Below are 16886 nucleotides of genomic sequence, written 5' to 3' on the forward strand. Positions count from 1 at the left end.
ACTGCTCAGGATACAAAAAATCCACACTGGTTGGAACTAAATAAGCATAACCACTGTCTCAAGCCCTGGCGGGGCTTTTCTGGCCACGCGACTCAGTCGCGGCGGCGGCTCGCCATCAGTCCCGCCAGCGGGATCCGCACCTCTCCGGGCGACTGCGGCGCGATCGATTGCGGCCGTCCCGCCCAGGCGTGGCCGTAAATCACCTCATACGTGGCCGGCAGCAAACCGTCCGCGCGCCGATAGCCCTCGTATGCCTGCATCATCCCGGCCAACGCGCCGCGCCCGCCGAGACCCGGCGCCCGCCCGGTCGCCGCATTGGTGGCACCGATCGATTTGAGATCGCGCAGCAGCGCGGTCGCGCTTTCGTAGGTCAGCGTGATCGTTTCAACATCGACCACAGGATCGCGCAGCCCGGCTCGCAGCATGGCGTCGCCGATATCGTGCATATCCATGAAAACGCTCACGTGCCGACCACCGTCGACACGGGCCCAGCTCTCCCTGAGCTCACGCAGGGTATCCGGCCCCAGGGTCGCGAACATGAGCATCCCCTCTGGCGCCACGACCCGCGCCATTTCCTGCAGAGCGCGGTCGGGCGGCTGACACCATTGCAGCATCAGACTCGAACAGACCAGATCGAAGGCTTCGGCGGCAAACGGCAGGCGCTCCGCATCGGCGGCCACCAGGGCGGCGCGCCGGCGCCAGCGTCCTCGCGAACCGGTCTGCCGCAGCATGCCCAGGGCCATATCGAGCGCGATCACGTCGCCTCTGGGGTAGCGCCGCAACAGATCGGCGCTGACGAAACCCGTGCCCGCACCGAGATCAAGCATCCGCCGCGGCGACAAACGCACGATGTCGAGACGTTCGAGCAAGCGGTACGCCACTTCGGCCTGCAGCACGGCGGCGCCGTCGTAGGTGTTCGCCGCGCGCTCGAAATGCGCCCGCACGGCACGTCGATCCAATTCGTGCTGTCGATCCTCGCTCATTCTTCACGCTCCGGCGCTGCCGGCTCCTGCAGCATATCGGCGATCGTCGCGGCGACCACCTCCTCATGGGTAATGAAAGGCGCGTGGCCGGCACCCTCGATACGCTCGATACGGATACGCGGCAAGAGTTGCGACAGCGCAGACGACACGCAAGCCGGAATCAACGGATCGTCGCCGCCGAGCAGGGCGCAGACGGGTCGCCCGCAAGCGGCAAGCGCCGCACGCATATCCGCCTCAAGCAACACCCGCAGCGCCGCCGCAAGTGCCGGCACCGCGATCTCGCCATCGCCGAGCAGCGCGCGCAGACGGCGCAGACCTCGCCCGGAATCGACATCGCGACTGAACTGAAGGGCCTGGAACCGCTGCAGCGTCCGCTCCGGATGTCGTTCGAAGCGCTCCGCAAACCCCGCCAACTCGTCGGCCGACATGGCGCACAGCCAATCGCCAGTCGCCGTGAAGCGCGGGGTTGCCGCGAGCAGCACCAACCGATCGATCCGATCAGCCTCGCGTGCGCTGGCAGCGATGGCCGCCAGACCGCCGAGAGACCATCCCAGCCAGGCCGCGCGCGGCGGTGCCGCAGCCAACAGCAAATCGGCCACAGACCCCACGTCATCCGGCCATGCCACGCCCGCGCTGTTGCCATGCCCGGGAAGGTCGACGCAAGTCACGCGAAAACGCGATGACAGCGAATCGGCAAGCCCGGCAAACACGCCGGCGTGCATGCCCCAGCCGGGGATCATCACCAAATCAGGCCCCGCGCCACGGGTCACGCTTGCAAGACTCAACGGCCACACTCCCTTGGATCGGTTATGATCGCGCTCGAACCGCCTACCGGCGACCACTCACAATACCCGATTGCCCATGCCATACGATGTCCTGCTGATTGTCGCCGCTTATCTGCTCGGCTCGCTGTCCACCGCCATTCTCACGTGCAGGCTCATGGGGCTTCCGGACCCCAGGGGCGTTGGCTCCGGCAACCCAGGGGCCACCAATGTCCTGCGGGCCGGCGGGAAAAAGGCCGCCATCATCACGCTTGCGGGCGACCTCATCAAGGGCGCGCTCCCCGTTGCCCTCACGCTGGCGTTGGGCCGCGGCCAGGCGACAGCGGCACTGGTCGGGTTCGCCGCCTTCCTCGGCCACCTCTATCCGCTCTACTTCGGCTTCAAGGGCGGCAAAGGTGTTGCCACCGCCCTCGGCGCGATCTTCGGGCTGAACCCGCTGGCCGGTGCCGCTGTGGCGGGCACTTGGCTCGGCATGGCGCTCGTTTCGCGGATATCCTCGCTCTCGGCGCTGACCGCATTCCTCTGCGCGCCGGCTTACCTGTATCTGCTGGCACATTCGACCCCGGCCAGCCTGATCATGGCATTCATGAGTGCACTGATCTTTTGGCGCCATCGCCGCAATATCCGCAACCTGGCAGCAGGCTCCGAGCCGCGCATCGGGGGCAAGGCGCGGGCCGATTCAACCGAGTGAGGCAAGCGGCCAGCGCGGCCGTGAGCGGATGACGAGATCTTCGACTTCCCCAGCCCGCAGCCGCCGGTAGCCGGCATAGGCGATCATCGCGCCATTGTCGGTACAGTAAGCCGGCCTGGGGAAATACACCCTGACCGAGTGCGCGTTTGCCATATCCTCCAGATGCACCCGCAAACGACGGTTGGCGCTGACGCCGCCCGCCACCACGAGACGACGGCGGCCGGTCTGCTGCAGGGCCCGCCGGCACTTGATGGTCAGCGTATCGACCACCGCGTCCTCAAAAGCCCGCGCCACATCCGCCCGCCCTCGCGCATCCTCGCCGATCGACTGCAAGGTGTTCAGCGCGAACGTCTTGAGCCCGCTGAAACTAAAATCCAGGCCCGGACGATCGGTCATCGGCCGCGGGAAACGAAAGCGCGCGGGGTCGCCATCGCAAGCCAATTTCGCCAGCGCCGCGCCGCCCGGATAAGACAGGCCGAGCAACTTCGCCGTCTTGTCGAACGCCTCGCCCGCCGCATCGTCCAGGCTTTCGCCCAGCAACGCATAGCGACCCACGTCGGTCACATCGATCAGCATCGTATGCCCGCCCGAAACCAACAATGCAACGAACGGGAAATCGGGCGCATCCGCTTCCAGCATCGGCGCCAAAAGATGCCCTTCCAGGTGATGCACGCCGATCGCGGGCACGCCCCAGCCGAAGGCCAGGCTCCGGCCCACCGACGCACCCACATGCAAGGCGCCGATCAACCCTGGCCCCGCGGTATAGGCCACGCCGTCCGGGCACGCCGCACCCACCTCATCGAGTACCTCGCGCACCAGCGGCAACAGGCGCCGCACATGGTCGCGCGACGCGAGTTCCGGCACCACGCCGCCATAGCGTGCATGCAGCCCCACCTGCGTATACAGACGCTCCGCCACCAAACCCTCGGCACCATCGTAAATGGCCACGCCGGTTTCGTCGCAGGAGGTTTCGATCCCCAGCACGCGGCGGCAACCCATCTCCATGCTAGCAATTGCCATATGCAACCTATAAAATGTTGGGTTCCGCGGTCAGGGCGCGGCAACCTTGGATGCCCGAAACCGCGCATTATCACAGATTTCAAGGAGCTAGTGAGTTCATATGCCGAATGTCCGCGTGAAAGAGAATGAGCCCTTCGAGGTTGCGCTGCGCCGTTTCAAGCGCACCTGCGAGAAGGCGGGCGTACTGACCGAGGTTCGACGCCGCGAGTTTTACGAAAAGCCCACCGCCGTGCGCAAGCGCAAGGCCGCCGCCGCGGTCAAGCGCCAGGCCAAGCGCATCTCGCGCGAGACCGCTCGCCACACACGCCTGTACTGATCCGACGAATCATCGCGCACAGGCACGGCCATGAGCACAGGCGCGGACATCAAGTCCCGGATCGAGGAGGCGGTCAAAACCGCCCAGCGGCAAGGACATAAGGCGCGTCGAGACGCGCTCAGGCTTATGCTGGCCGCGATACAGCAGGTCGAGGTCGATACCCGCAAGTCATTGTCGGACGAGGACGTGCTGGCCATTCTGGACAAGCTCGGCAAGCAACGGCGCGAGTCCATCGAACAGTTCGCCGCCGCCGGGCGGCACGAGCTTGAGGCGCGCGAACGGCAGGAGCTCGAAATCATCGCGGAATTCCTGCCCACTCCGCTTGATGATGCGGAGATAGATCGCCTCATCGAGTCGGCCATCGCCGATGCGGGCGCAGCCAGCCTGCGCGACATGGGCAAGGTCATGAATGCCCTACGCCCGCAGATGCAGGGGCGCGCGGACATGTCGACCGTCAGCGGTCGCGTCAAAAGCCGACTGGCCGGCTGAGACCGGCCTCGCCGCGCGGGCCCGGCGCATGCAGCGAGATCGCGCGCCGGATGACAACACCATCTAGAGTCCCCAACCAGGTCCACGGAGTTAGGTAGCGCACATGGCCAACCCGATGCAATTCCTTGAAATCCAGCGACAGGATCCGGACAAAAAGCCGGCTGAAGTCCGCATTCATGAATTCAAGGAGATATACGGGCAATTCAAGGCCGAAAGCGCCCAGCGCCAGGCAGGGCGCTGCCTATCCTGCGGCAACCCCTATTGCGAGTGGAAGTGCCCGGTCCACAACTACATACCCAACTGGCTCAAGCTGATTGCCGAGGGCAATCTCTTCGCCGCGGCGGAAATGTCCCACAAGACCAACTCCCTACCCGAAGTCTGTGGACGCGTCTGCCCACAAGACCGCCTCTGCGAAGGCGCCTGCACCCTGAACGACGGTTTCGGTGCGGTCACCATCGGCTCGATCGAGCGCTACATCACGGACGAAGCCCTCAAGGCCGGCTGGCGCCCGGATCTTTCACAGGTCGTCGCCACGGACAAGCGGGTGGCCATCGTCGGCGCCGGCCCCGCTGGCCTTGGCTGCGCCGACATCCTCGTGCGCAATGGCGTCAAGGCGGTGGTATACGACCGCTATCCCGAGATAGGCGGCCTGCTCACCTTCGGCATCCCTGCATTCAAGCTCGAAAAGGAAATCGTGCGCACGCGCCGGAAGCTGCTGGAGGAAATGGGCGTCGAGTTCCGCCTCAACACCGAGATAGGCCGAGACCTGCCTCTGCAGGAACTGCTCGACGAGTACGACGCGGTTTTTCTTGGCATGGGCACCTACACCTACATGAAAGGCGGTTTCCCGGGCGAGAGCCTGCCCGGAGTGCACGAAGCACTGCCCTTCCTTGTCGCCAATGCCAACCGCGAACTCGGCTTCGAGCGGGACCCTGGCGAGTTCGTCGAACTTGCGGGACGGCGCGTGGTCGTACTCGGCGGCGGCGATACCGCAATGGACTGCAATCGCACCGCGATACGCCTGGGCGCGGCCAGCGTCACCTGCGCCTACCGACGCGACGAAGACAACATGCCGGGATCGCGCCGCGAGGTGGCCAACGCCCGAGAGGAAGGCGTGCAATTCCTGTTCAACCGCCAGCCAGTCGAAATCGTCGGCACGGATCGCGTAGAAGGCGTCAAGACCGTAACCACGCGGCTCGGCGAGCCCGATGAGCGCGGCAGGCGGCGCCCGGTCCCAGTGCCTGGCTCGGAAGAAATCATTCCCGCCGACCATGTGATCGTGGCCTTCGGCTTCCGTCCGAGCCCGGCAGCATGGCTGGGCGAGCACGGCGTCGAACTACACCCCGACGGGCGCGTCGCGACCGGCACCGGGTACCCCTTTCAGACCACCAACAAGAAACTTTTTGCCGGCGGCGACATGGTGCGCGGCTCCGACCTCGTGGTCACCGCCGTCTTCGAAGGACGCGAGGCCGCCCAAGGCATCCTCGACTATCTTGGCGTCTGAAGCGCGCGTCCAGCCAACGGCCCGCCCGCGATCACTGACCGCTGGCCGATTACTGGTAGCGTGGCATGTACAAGGGGTAGAGCGTCTGTTCTTCCTTCTTGATCCGCTTGGAGAGCACCGCGCCGATCTGTCCCAGCTCCCCCAGGAAGGTGTCCGCGAGCTCGGGATTCTCGGCCAGTTTTTCGTATCGGTCCAGGAAACGCAGTACCACGCGCCCGATCGCGTCCATCTCCTGACGAAAACCCCGGATCAGTTCAGCATTGGTCGCGTCATGTGCGAACTGCTGTCCGAGATACAGATAGAAACGCACATTCTCGGTCAGCAGATGATCCTGCAGCAGGTACCGGAAATCGCTCAGACGCGCCACCGTCCCCGGCAGGTCACCCTGTGAAAAATGCGACTCAATGGCTCGGTAGATGACGAGCAGCTCCTGATGATCGGACTTGAGACGCGGGACCAGATCGGCACTGTAGCGGATCCCGACAGCTGCCCCGTCATCCGCTTCGATGGACTGATCGGCCTGTTTTTTCTTCTTGAAGAATCCGAACAATGTTCCTTGACCTCCCCATCATGGCACAACAGCAGAGATGGGCAATCGAACGGCGAGGCGCGGCGGTTGGATCAGACGCACGCTACCGCTAGAATTGCCCGATCAACCCTAATACTTTTATCTGCGCATCATAATATATGCAAATACTTAATAATGATCGGTTGTTGCGAGCCCTGTTGCGGCAACCCGTCGACACGACACCGATCTGGGTGATGCGCCAAGCAGGACGCTACCTGCCCGAGTATCGGGCCACACGCGCACGCGCCGGCAGCTTCATGCAATTGTGTCGCACGCCAGAACTGGCGTGTGAGGTCACGCTGCAGCCACTGGCGCGCTTCCCGCTCGATGCGGCCATCCTGTTCTCCGACATCCTGACCGTGCCCGATGCGATGGGGTTGGGCCTGTATTTCGTGGAGGGCGAAGGACCGCGGTTTGAGCGCGTGCTGCGAAGCGCTGCCGACATCGATGCTTTGCCTCGCCCGGACCCCGAGGAAGCCCTGGCCTACGTCATGGATGCCGTCCGCATGATCCGCCGCGAGCTTGACGGTCGCGTCCCGCTGATCGGATTTTCGGGCAGCCCATGGACATTGGCGACCTATATGGTGGAGGGCGGTGCAAATCGCGAATTCGCCCACACCAAAGGCCTGCTGTACGACCAACCCGCGGTATTGCATCGTCTGCTGACCAGGCTGGCCGACACCGTCACCGACTATCTCAACGCCCAGATCCGCGCGGGCGCGCAAGCGGTGATGATATTCGATACCTGGGGCGGCATCCTGACGCCCGCCGCCTATCGCGACTTTTCGCTCGAGTACATGCATCGCATCGTCGACGGACTCATCCGCGAGCACGAGGGTCGGCGCGTGCCGGTAACGCTGTTCACCAAGGGTGGCGGGCAGTGGCTGGAGGCGATGGCCGACACGGGCTGCGATGCACTCGGGCTGGACTGGACCATAGACATCGGCGATGCACGTCGCCGCGTAGGTGACCGCGTAGCCCTGCAGGGCAATCTGGACCCTGCAGTACTATATGCGGGACCAGAGCGCATTCGCGCGGAAGCCGCCGCCATTGTCTCCGCCTATGGCGGCGGCAGCGGCCACGTGTTCAATCTCGGGCACGGCATACATCCGCACATCGATCCAGAGCACGTGGCCGCATTGGTTGACGCCGTGCATCTTGCAGGCGCGACTGCCGGTCGATCGGCCGTTGGCGGCGCCTAGGCGGGCACGCCGCCGGAAGCCATCAAACGTCTGAGTTCGGCCATATCGGCGCGGCGCATCGGCCGACCATCGACCGGGCTGGGAGGGGCGCGGCGTAAACCGTCGGAGGGGAAGACCACCACCTCCACCTCTTCGTCACCTAGCCTGAGCAGCAGTGCCGGGTAGGCCCGCGCCATTCGGCCCTCGCGCAGCACGCGCTCGGACTCACGATAGCTGATCCGCCGATCCATCAGCACGAAGATGACATCCTCTACCGCCTCCGCGAACACATGGAGCACGGCGCGCGAGCCCAGCCCTGCCGTACCGTTTAGCGCGGCCCCCACCAAACGCGGCTGGAACCCTTCAAGCAGTTGCATCGCCTGCAGCGCCCTTTCGCGCAACTCATGCAATGCCGCGCGATCCTCTTCGTCGAAAAACAATCGCCGGTGATCCTGCATGGCCGCTTCGATTTCGCGGTTGCTCGGCAGGTGACGACGGCCTACCACCCTCAAACGTTGCGACGCCTTGTGCTTGGCCATCGCGAAATCATGCACGCCCTCTTCCAGCATGATCCGTGCGCATTCCTGTGCCACCAGTATTCTCTGGCGCTCGATGTTGGCAGACATTACCACCCCCTCGCTCCGTTCCACAGACAGGACGTTGGATTGACGTTCGCGGTGCTGGTGCTGCAGGTTGCGGGCTGCGTTATCCTCCCTGTTGATTGCTGTCTTGCACAACTTGTTTAGGGCCTGTTTTCCCACGACGGGGTGGCCGTGCTGCCGGAGCCACTTTTCGCGGCTCTGGCAGGCGCCGCGCGCGGTGTGTCCGGCCGCATGAGCGAGCGGCCACTGCGCGAGATGCGAAAAGCGACCCGGTCCCGCGTGGTGCGGCCGAAACACCGCCACCCGGCGCTGCGCGCCGCTGATTTGGCAGCACCAAACTACGCTCCTCGCGACTTGATTGGTGGTGTTTCAGTCGCAACAGCATGCCACTCCATCGTGTAAACAGACCCTAGTACAGCTGCTGGGTCAAACCGCGGCTGCCCTGCGGCGTCGCCTCCGAGCCCGATACCGCCGCTGGCGTGTCCGGCTTGGGCAGATGGCCTTCGCGGAATGTCTCGAAGATCGCATCGGCCTCGCCGGGACTCGCCAGCAGCCCCGTCTTCGGATCGATCTTGACGGTGACGATGCCCTGCGGCTGCGGCATGGTGGCTTCCGGCTTGCCGGCCAGGGCCGCCCCCATGAAGCCCATCCACATCGGCAAGGCCGCACGCGCACCCGTCTCGGCATGCCCCAGAGGCTGATTGCCGTCGAATCCAACCCAGGCCGTCGTCACCAGATCGGAATTGAAACCGCTGAACCACGCATCGACCTGATCATTGGTAGTACCGGTCTTGCCTGCCAGATCGGCACGATGCAGGCGCAGCGCCGCGCGACCTGTACCCATGCGGATCACGTCCTTCATCATGCTGGTCATTTGATAGGCATTGCCGGCGCTGATCACTCGCATGGCCGGCTTGATGGCCGGCACCGATGTCGTGGCGCCGTGAGCGAGCGTGCCCGCCGGCGGCAAAGGTGTCGCGACCGCCGGGCCGGTGGTGTCGGCGGGCAACGGTGCAGCCGGCGCAGTGGCCGCAGCGGAAGCCGGACAATCGGGCTCACATACCGTGTCCGGCTGAGCCTGGTACAGCACACTGCCATCACCGCCCACGATCCTTTCAATGTAGAACGGCTTCACGCGATAGCCACCGTTGGCGAACACGGCGTAGCCCGTCGCCATTTCCAATGGCGTCACGCTGGCACTGCCCAACGCCAGTGTGAGATTGTGCGGCAGACGCGCCGGATCGAAACCGAATCGCGAGGCGTATTTGAGCGCGTAGTCGATACCGATCGACTGCAGTACGCGTATCGATACCAGATTGAGCGAATGCACGAGGCCAAGCCTGAGGCGGGTAGGCCCGTTGAAATTACGTTCGTAGTTCTCGGGGCGCCAGACACCCTCCAGGGCCGAGTCCTTGACCACCACCGGCGCGTCATTCACCAGCGTTGCGGGCGTATAGCCGTCATGCAGGGCAGCCGAATATACGAAGGGCTTGAAACTCGAACCGGGCTGACGAAGCGCCTGGGTCACGCGGTTGAACTTGCTGGCGTAGTAGTCGAATCCGCCCACCAGCGCCACGATCGCACCGTTACGCGGATTCAGCGAGACCAGCGCACCTGCGACCTTGGGCACCTGCGCCAGCGACCAGCGTCCCTGCTCATCGCGCACCCGGATCACGTCGCCCGGCTTGAGCAGGGCATCGACGCGCGTGGGCACCGGGCCGACCCGGTTGACGCTGATATAGGCGCCGGCCCAGCTCATGTCCTTAAGGTCCAACGTGACCACCTGGCCGCCGTCGAGGTAGACCTGCGCGGTCTTGTCGCCGGACGCCACCACCAGCGCAGCCGGCAAACCGCCGACCGGCGCGTAGCGGCCCAGCATCGCGTCCCACGCAGGCACGGCCTGACCGCTCGCGGAAGCACCGGCAGCCGGCATACGCGTCAAATCCGCCCGCCACGCTTTCAAAGCGCCCGCGTCCAGTTTCACCTTCGCTTCCGGGCCACGATAGCCATGGCGCTCCGTATAGGCGATCAGATCGTTGCGCAGAGCATGCACGGCATCGATCTGATCCCGGGCGAGGATTGTGGTGTATACCTTGAAGCCGTCCGTGTAGGCACGGTCGCCATACCGGTTGTACATTTCCTGGCGCACCATCTCGGCCAGGTAGGGCGCCGGCGCCTCGATATCGGTGCCATGCAGGCTGGCGGTGATCGGCGCCTGCATGGCCTGCTGATACTGAGTCCGATCGATGAAACCGAGATCGTGCATCCGCGTCAGCACGTAGCCGCGACGTTCGAGCGCGCGGCTGGGATCCGCGATGGGGTTGTACGCCGAGGGCGCCTTGGGCAGGCCGGCAATCATGGCCATCTGGGCAACGCTCAAATCCTTGACGTTCTTGCCGTAATATACGTGTGCCGCCGCGCCCACGCCGTAGGCGCGATTGCCCAGGTAGATCTTGTTGAGATAGATCTCGAGTATCTGATCCTTGGTCAGCGCCTTTTCGATCTTGAGTGCCAGGAACAGCTCACGAATCTTGCGCGAATAGGTCTTTTTATCGGAGAGAAAGAAGTTGCGTGCAAGCTGCATGGTGATGGTGCTGCCACCCTGACGCTTCTGGCCGGTCTTGATAAGCTCGAAGGTCGCACGCAGGAGTCCGCGTATGCTGACGCCGGGATGTTCGTAGAAGTTTGCATCCTCGGCCGCAAGGAAGGCATGCACCAGGGTCGGCGGTATCTGATCGAAACGCAGGGGATCGCGGCGCTTCTCGCCATACTCGGCCACAAGCTTGCCATCTGCGCTATATACCTTCAGCGGCACCTGATACTGGACGTCACGCAGTGCTGCGACGTCGGGCAGATTCGGGGCGAAGTAGAGGTAGGCGAAGGCGGCGGCCAGGGCGCCCACGGTGGCGCCGCCCGCAATCAATATCAGGAGCCAGCGAACGATCCTGCCGATGAGTCTCATGGCGCTCATGTATCCTATCTACGGTGGCCAGAGCGATAGGGCATGCATACTATCAGACAGCAAAAGCCCCCCGACAAGACACTTTGCATGTTTACCAATAACTTTTATAGACTTATACTCAATACCTCACGAGAACTATACATAAGAAACATAACCAACGGCAAAAAAGGGGAACCGCGTGTCGCTCCTTAGACCCAAGAAGAAGCCATTGCTGGGGATAGACATCAGCTCTACGGCGGTCAAGCTTGTCGAGCTGAGCCGCCACGGCGCCGAGTATCGCGTGGAATCCTACGCGGTCGAACCCTTGCCGATGAATGCCGTAACCGAGAAGAACGTGACGGACGTCGATGCCGTCGGCGACGCCATGCGGCGCGCCGTCAAGAAAGCGGGCACCGGCAACAAGCTCTGCGCACTGGCCGTGCCCTCATCCGCCGTCATCAGCAAGACCATCACTCTGCCCGCCAGCCTCAAGGAATCGGAGCTGGAAGGCCAGATCGAAATCGAGGCGGATCAGTACATCCCCTACTCGCTGGAGGAGATCAACCTCGACTTCGAGGTGATCGGCCCCTCCCCCGGCAACCCCGACATGATGGAAGTGCTGCTGGTGGCTTCGCGTAGCGAGAACGTCGACGTTCGTGTCGGCGCCGCCGATCTGGCCGGCCTGAAGCCCAAGGTGCTCGACGTGGAATCCTATGCGACGGAACATGCCGTCGCGCAGACGGCCGGCCTGGACGGATCGGGCGGCATCGTCGCGGTGATCGACATTGGCGCCACCATGACCAGCATCTCCGTGCTGGAGGACGGCGTGATCACCTACACCCGTGAACAACCCTTCGGCGGCAAGATGCTGACCGAGGACATCATGCGTCGCTACGGCCTTTCCTACGAGGAAGCGGGTCTCGCGAAGAAGGAAGGCGGGCTACCGGACAATTACGTCTCCGAAATCCTCGAGCCCTTCAAGGACAACATGGCGCAGCAGGTGCATCGATTCCTGCAGTTCTATTACGCCGCCAGCGAACACCAGTCGGTCGATCAGATCCTGCTGGCCGGCGGCTGCGCCTCCATCGCCGGCATCGACGAACTCATCGAATCGCGGCTGGGCACCCCGACCACCATCGCCAATCCGTTCAGCCGGATGTCGATCGCCTCCGGCATCAACGCCCAACGCCTCGGCAGCGACGCGCCGGCGCTGATGATCGCGTGTGGACTGGCCCTGAGGAGCTTCGACTGACCATGGCCCGTATCAACCTACTTCCCTGGCGCGCGGAGCTTCGCAAACAAAAGCAAAGCGAGTTTCTCGCACTCGCGCTGTTCATTGCCATCGTCTCCGGCTTCGTGATCTTCCTGGTACACAGTTATATGACAGGCTTGATCGACTACCAAAATGCGCGCAATCAGTACCTGCGCAACGAGATCACGCTGCTGGACCACAAGATCGCCAAGATCAAGACCCTGGATGCGACCAAAAAAGCACTACTCAATCGCATGAAGATCGTCGAGCAGTTGCAGGCCAGCCGCCCCGGCGTCGTGCACCTGTTCGACCAGCTGGTCACCACAGAGCCGCCAGGCCTTTATCTGACGAGCTTCGTACAGAAGGGCAACACGATCGCCCTGGCGGGACGCGCCGATTCCAACGCGCGCGTCTCGACCTACATGCGGCAACTCGACGCTTCGCCCTGGTTCGCCAACGCCAAGCTGGACCTGATCGTCACCAAAAGCACCGAGATCGGCAAGGTCAGTGACTTCAATCTGACCGTGCAGCAAACCATGCCCAGCACCAAGGGCCATGCCGACAAGAAGGGGCCGTGACATGAATCTCAGCAGCCTGCGCGAAATCGATCTCAATGAACTGCGCCAGATCGATCTCAACAACATCGGTACAGCGCCACGCTGGGTGCGCAACACCCTGCTCCTGGTCCTTTTCGTGGCGATCCTGGCCGCCGGCTACCACTTCGACACCAGCGACCAGCGCGTAACGCTCGAGCGCGCAAAGGCACAGGAGACAGCGCTGCGAAACGAGTTGGTCTTCAAGGCCCGGCGCGCCGCAAATCTCAAGACTTACGAGCAACAGCTGGCCGAAATGAAGCGCTCGTTCGGCAAAATGCTGCAGCAGCTGCCCAACAAGACCGAGATACCGGGTCTACTCGTCGACATTTCCCAAACTGCGTTGTCTAGCGGATTGGAAATAGACCTGTTTCGGCCCGAGCCCGAGCAAAAGAAGGGCTTCTACGCAATCAAGCCCATTCAGATTCAGGCCAAGGGCACCTATCCCGAATTCGCGCACTTCGTCAGCCAGATAGCCGCGCTGCCGCGTATCGTGACTCTGGGCGACATCAGCATGCAGCCGATCAAGAAAGGCTCCCCCATCCTCTCCATGAGCGTCGTGGCCAGAACCTACCGTTATCTGCCCGACCACGGGGATCAGTGACATGACCCAACTCGCCGATACCAGACACGATGCCAAGAATGGCCGACCTGCCCACCTGATGCGGGCAGCGAAGCTGGTCGCGACCGCCGCCCTGGCCGCAGGCCTGGCCGGTTGCGGGCATAGCATGTCCGACCTGCAGCACTGGGTGGCCGAACAGGTGGCGAAGCCCGGAGGCCGCGTACCGCCAATTCCGGAGGTGCCGCCTTACAAGAGCTATACCTATCCCGGCCACACCAAGAGTCCGTTTGACAGCAAGATCCTGCTGGAGCTTTACAACGCGGCTCACCGCAGCAATGTGAAAATCAACCCGCACCGCCCGCGGCAATACCTGGAGCAGTTCCCGCTGGACAGCCTGAAAATGGTCGGCACACTGGTCGACCACGGCACCACCTGGGCGCTCATCCAGACCCCCGACGGCACGATCGAGAGAACCAAGGTGGGTAATTACATGGGCCAGCACGACGGCAAGATCACTGCCATCACCAGCGACAGCGTCAAACTGCGGGAAATCGTTCCGGACGGCTTCGGCGGCCTCAAGGAACAACCCGTTTCGATCGCGATGGGCCAGACCAAATGAGGACAACAATCATGTTTCACGCGACGGCTAAGGGGGCCCTCCCCGCCACTTCGACGCCCCGGTCCAACCGGAGAGCAAGGGGACTGCTCGTCTTCATGGCCGGCCTCATGGCGATTTGCGCATGGCCCGTCATGGCCGCGGCCAACACCCTGAAATCCATCGAAAGCCACCAGTTGCCGAACAATCAGCTCCAGGTCGTGCTGGATTTCGCCTCGGCTCCAGCCAAGCCGCTTGGTTTCAGTATCGAGAACCCCGCCAAGATCGCCCTGGACTTCACCCACACGCGCATGGGGCTGAGTCAGCGGATGTACACCGTCAATACCGGGACCGTCCGCAGCATCGCTGCCGCCGAAGCCGGCGATCGCACGCGGCTGGTGTTCAACCTGACCCGCCCGGCGCCATACACGACCCGCGTCGAGGGCCACCGCGTCATCGTCACGATCGGACATGGCGGACAGGAAGGCACGATGGAGACGGCGGCGACGGTGCAGACCACCCGTTTCGGCAGCCAGGAAGATACGTCAAGCGCCAGCCGGTCCAAAATCACCGACATCGAATTCCACCGCGGCAAGGACGGAGGCGGGCTGATCACGCTCACGCTGAGCAACCCCAACCAGGTCATCGACCTCACCCAGCAGGCCGGCAAGGTCGTGGTCGAAGCCCATGACGCCAGCCTCTCCCGGGCGCTGCAGCGCCGCATGGTGGTCACCGACTTCGGGACGCCCGTCGAGCGCATCGATAGTCTGCAGGACGGCCGCAACGTCAAGCTGGTGATCGCCGCGAGCGGCGATTACGAGCAGCTCGCCTACCAGGCGGACAACAAGTTCACCGTGGATATCAAGCCCGTGGCCACGAAGGCCAATGGCGGCGCCGGCTCGCAACCCGTCTACAAGGGCCAGCGCATCTCGCTCAATTTCCAGAACATCCCGGTCCGTTCAGTGCTGCAGCTGCTGGCCGATTTCACCGGCCTCAACATCGTCGTCAGCGACGCTGTGACGGGCAGCGTCACGCTGCGCCTCAAGAATGTTCCCTGGGATCAGGCGCTGGCCATCATCCTGCAAGCCAAGGGGCTCGCCGAAAAGCGCAGCGGCAATGTGATCATGATCGCCCCCGCCAGCGTGATCGAGGCCCAGGACCAGCAGCAGATACGCGCACAACGGGCCCAGGAGCAGTTGGCGCCACTGCACACCGAAATCTTCCAGGTACGCTATGCCAAGGCCGCCACGCTGGCCGCGCTGCTGCAATCCATCCGCAGCACGCAAAGCAGCAGCAATACGGGCAACAACACCCAGACCAATACCGGCGTGTCCGGGCTTTCCTCGCGCGGCTCGGTGGTCGCCGATCCGCGCACCAACTCGCTGATCATACGCGACACTGACCAGGGGCTGGCCAACGTCGCCAAACTGATCCAACGCCTTGACGTACCAGTCAAGCAGGTGCTTATCGGTTCCCGCCTGGTGGTCGCCAAACAGGGCTTCAGCCGCGATCTCGGCGTGACCTTCGGTTCGGTCAACAATCCCCAAACCGCGACGACGCCGGGCGGTGGCGTCACCATCGGATCGCAACGTTACGGCATCGGCGGCTATCCTGCCGGCAACAATCAGTACAACCAGTTCAACGTCAACCTGCCCGCCGCCAGTCCGACCAGCACCTTCGGCCTGACCCTGGTCAAACTCGGGCAGACCTTCAATCTGAGCCTGCAGCTGTCGGCGGCCGAAGCGGAAAATCAGATCCGCCAGATATCCAATCCGCGCGTGATCACCGCCAACGACACCCAGGCGATGATTCAGCAGGGCGTGCAAATCCCCTACCAGCAGGCCTCCTCCAGCGGCGCCACCAACGTGTCCTTCAAGACCGCAGCCCTCAAGCTGCTGGTCACGCCGCACATCACGCCGAACAACCGCGTACTGATGGAGCTCGACGTCAGCAATGACAGCGTCGGCGGACTCTACAGCGGCGTACCCAGCATCAACACCCAGGAGGTCAAGACACAGGTGATGGTCGACAACGGCCAGACGGTCGTGCTCGGCGGCATCTACCAGCACGACACCAGCAAAACCGTCAACAAGGTGCCTTTCTTCGGCGATCTGCCCGTGCTCGGCACCCTGTTCCGCGAGAACAGCACCTCGAACACCAAAACCGAACTGCTGATCTTCATCACGCCCAAGATCATCGACAACAATCTCAGCCTGTCGCAGTGATCGTCGGACGCCCGGCGGGCAGTCCCGCCGGGCATACGCCCCGCAGCCCATGAATGCAATGCGTAACATTTTTCTGGTCGGCCCGATGGGTGCGGGCAAGACGACCATCGGACGCAAACTCGCACCGGCGCTCGGGCTGTCTTTCTACGACAGCGACGAAGCCATCATCACGCGAACCGGCGTCGACATCGCCACCATTTTCGACATCGAGGGCGAATCCGGTTTCCGCGAGCGCGAAAGTCGCATCATCGACGAACTCACCCAGCATGACGGCATTGTCCTCGCCACCGGCGGCGGCGCGGTGCTGCGCGCCGACAATCGCGAACACCTCAAGGCACGGGGGCGGGTGGTTTATCTCACCGTGCCGATCGAGCTGCAGCTCAAGCGCACCCGGCGCGACAGCCAGCGCCCGCTGCTACAAACCGCGAACCCGCGCGAGCGACTGGAGTCCCTACAGCGCGAACGCGAACCGCTCTACCGTTCCATTGCCGACATCGTGGTCGACACCGCCGCCAACGACAGCCGCCGCCTGGCCCGTGAATTGATCCAGCGTCTGTCCAGTCCGGACTGAATCTATCCACC

General features: G+C 63.4%; 17 protein-coding genes. 11 read left to right on the top strand and 6 right to left on the bottom strand.

All coding sequences use genetic code 11. The features are described from left to right. Positions 1–92 precede the first annotated feature (92 nt). On the bottom strand, positions 93–983 hold the full coding sequence (gene bioC, locus THPRO_RS12280; RefSeq protein ID WP_038090035.1) for a malonyl-ACP O-methyltransferase BioC: 891 nt from the start codon (positions 981–983) through the stop codon (positions 93–95). After that, positions 980–1768, bottom strand: coding sequence for an alpha/beta fold hydrolase (locus THPRO_RS12285; protein ID WP_038090039.1), 789 nt, complete (start codon positions 1766–1768; stop codon positions 980–982). The genes bioC and THPRO_RS12285 overlap by 4 nt, the downstream gene beginning before the upstream one ends. Before the next feature lie 76 nt (positions 1769–1844). Between THPRO_RS12285 and plsY the strand changes: the two genes are divergently transcribed. Next, positions 1845–2456: a glycerol-3-phosphate 1-O-acyltransferase PlsY gene (gene plsY / locus THPRO_RS12290; protein ID WP_038090043.1), complete on the top strand. Its 612-nt coding sequence runs from the start codon at positions 1845–1847 to the stop codon at positions 2454–2456. Here the strand turns inward: plsY and tsaD are convergent. Then, complete coding sequence (gene tsaD, locus THPRO_RS12295; protein ID WP_236717310.1) at positions 2445–3476, bottom strand: tRNA (adenosine(37)-N6)-threonylcarbamoyltransferase complex transferase subunit TsaD; 1032 nt, start codon at positions 3474–3476, stop codon at positions 2445–2447. The two genes, plsY and tsaD, sit on opposite strands and share 12 nt — an antisense overlap. Before the next feature lie 100 nt (positions 3477–3576). Between tsaD and rpsU the strand changes: the two genes are divergently transcribed. The 3 genes from rpsU to THPRO_RS12310 all read left to right on the top strand — a co-directional run bounded on the left by rpsU (position 3577) and on the right by THPRO_RS12310 (position 5785). Next, positions 3577–3792, top strand: coding sequence for a 30S ribosomal protein S21 (gene rpsU / locus THPRO_RS12300; RefSeq protein WP_038090046.1), 216 nt, complete (start codon positions 3577–3579; stop codon positions 3790–3792). 30 nt (positions 3793–3822) lie between these two features. Beyond that, complete coding sequence (locus THPRO_RS12305) at positions 3823–4281, top strand: GatB/YqeY domain-containing protein (protein WP_038090047.1); 459 nt, start codon at positions 3823–3825, stop codon at positions 4279–4281. Positions 4282–4384: 103 nt separating this feature from the next. Further along, the gene (locus THPRO_RS12310) at positions 4385–5785 is read left to right on the top strand and encodes an FAD-dependent oxidoreductase (RefSeq protein WP_065089701.1); all 1401 of its coding nucleotides are present in this window, start codon (positions 4385–4387) and stop codon (positions 5783–5785) included. 49 nt (positions 5786–5834) lie between these two features. Here THPRO_RS12310 and THPRO_RS12315 read toward each other — a convergent pair whose 3' ends face one another. Next, positions 5835–6335 carry a hemerythrin domain-containing protein gene (locus tag THPRO_RS12315; protein WP_052064343.1) on the bottom strand — a complete coding sequence of 167 codons (501 nt, stop codon included), beginning with the start codon at positions 6333–6335 and terminating at the stop codon, positions 5835–5837. A 137-nt stretch (positions 6336–6472) separates the two neighbouring features. On the opposite strand from THPRO_RS12315, the gene hemE reads away from it, so the two are divergent. Continuing rightward, the gene (gene hemE, locus THPRO_RS12320; protein WP_038090048.1) at positions 6473–7555 is read left to right on the top strand and encodes a uroporphyrinogen decarboxylase; all 1083 of its coding nucleotides are present in this window, start codon (positions 6473–6475) and stop codon (positions 7553–7555) included. On the opposite strand, the gene THPRO_RS12325 is transcribed toward hemE, so the two are convergent. Together THPRO_RS12325 and THPRO_RS12330 are read right to left on the bottom strand one after the other, a co-directional pair. Beyond that, positions 7552–8439, bottom strand: coding sequence for a hypothetical protein (locus THPRO_RS12325; protein WP_236717311.1), 888 nt, complete (start codon positions 8437–8439; stop codon positions 7552–7554). The genes hemE and THPRO_RS12325 overlap by 4 nt on opposite strands. Before the next feature lie 106 nt (positions 8440–8545). After that, complete coding sequence (locus THPRO_RS12330) at positions 8546–11107, bottom strand: penicillin-binding protein 1A (RefSeq protein WP_236717312.1); 2562 nt, start codon at positions 11105–11107, stop codon at positions 8546–8548. Between the two features lie 169 nt (positions 11108–11276). On the opposite strand from THPRO_RS12330, the gene THPRO_RS12335 reads away from it, so the two are divergent. The 6 genes from THPRO_RS12335 (at position 11277) to aroK (ending at position 16875) form a co-directional block, all read left to right on the top strand. Beyond that, positions 11277–12329: a pilus assembly protein PilM gene (locus THPRO_RS12335; protein ID WP_038090051.1), complete on the top strand. Its 1053-nt coding sequence runs from the start codon at positions 11277–11279 to the stop codon at positions 12327–12329. Positions 12330–12331: 2 nt separating this feature from the next. Continuing rightward, complete coding sequence (locus THPRO_RS12340) at positions 12332–12907, top strand: PilN domain-containing protein (protein WP_038090053.1); 576 nt, start codon at positions 12332–12334, stop codon at positions 12905–12907. Positions 12908–12932: 25 nt separating this feature from the next. Next, the gene (locus THPRO_RS12345; RefSeq protein ID WP_038090289.1) at positions 12933–13526 is read left to right on the top strand and encodes a type IV pilus inner membrane component PilO; all 594 of its coding nucleotides are present in this window, start codon (positions 12933–12935) and stop codon (positions 13524–13526) included. Position 13527: 1 nt separating this feature from the next. Continuing rightward, the gene (locus THPRO_RS12350) at positions 13528–14103 is read left to right on the top strand and encodes a pilus assembly protein PilP (RefSeq protein WP_236717314.1); all 576 of its coding nucleotides are present in this window, start codon (positions 13528–13530) and stop codon (positions 14101–14103) included. A gap of 131 nt (positions 14104–14234) precedes the next feature. Then, the gene (gene pilQ, locus THPRO_RS12355) at positions 14235–16304 is read left to right on the top strand and encodes a type IV pilus secretin PilQ (protein ID WP_161489983.1); all 2070 of its coding nucleotides are present in this window, start codon (positions 14235–14237) and stop codon (positions 16302–16304) included. Positions 16305–16353: 49 nt separating this feature from the next. Beyond that, positions 16354–16875, top strand: coding sequence for a shikimate kinase AroK (aroK, locus tag THPRO_RS12360; RefSeq protein ID WP_038090056.1), 522 nt, complete (start codon positions 16354–16356; stop codon positions 16873–16875). Positions 16876–16886: the final 11 nt, after the last annotated feature.

It is taken from the genome of Acidihalobacter prosperus (assembly GCF_000754095.2).
Taxonomy (GTDB): Bacteria; Pseudomonadota; Gammaproteobacteria; order DSM-5130; family Acidihalobacteraceae; genus Acidihalobacter; species Acidihalobacter prosperus.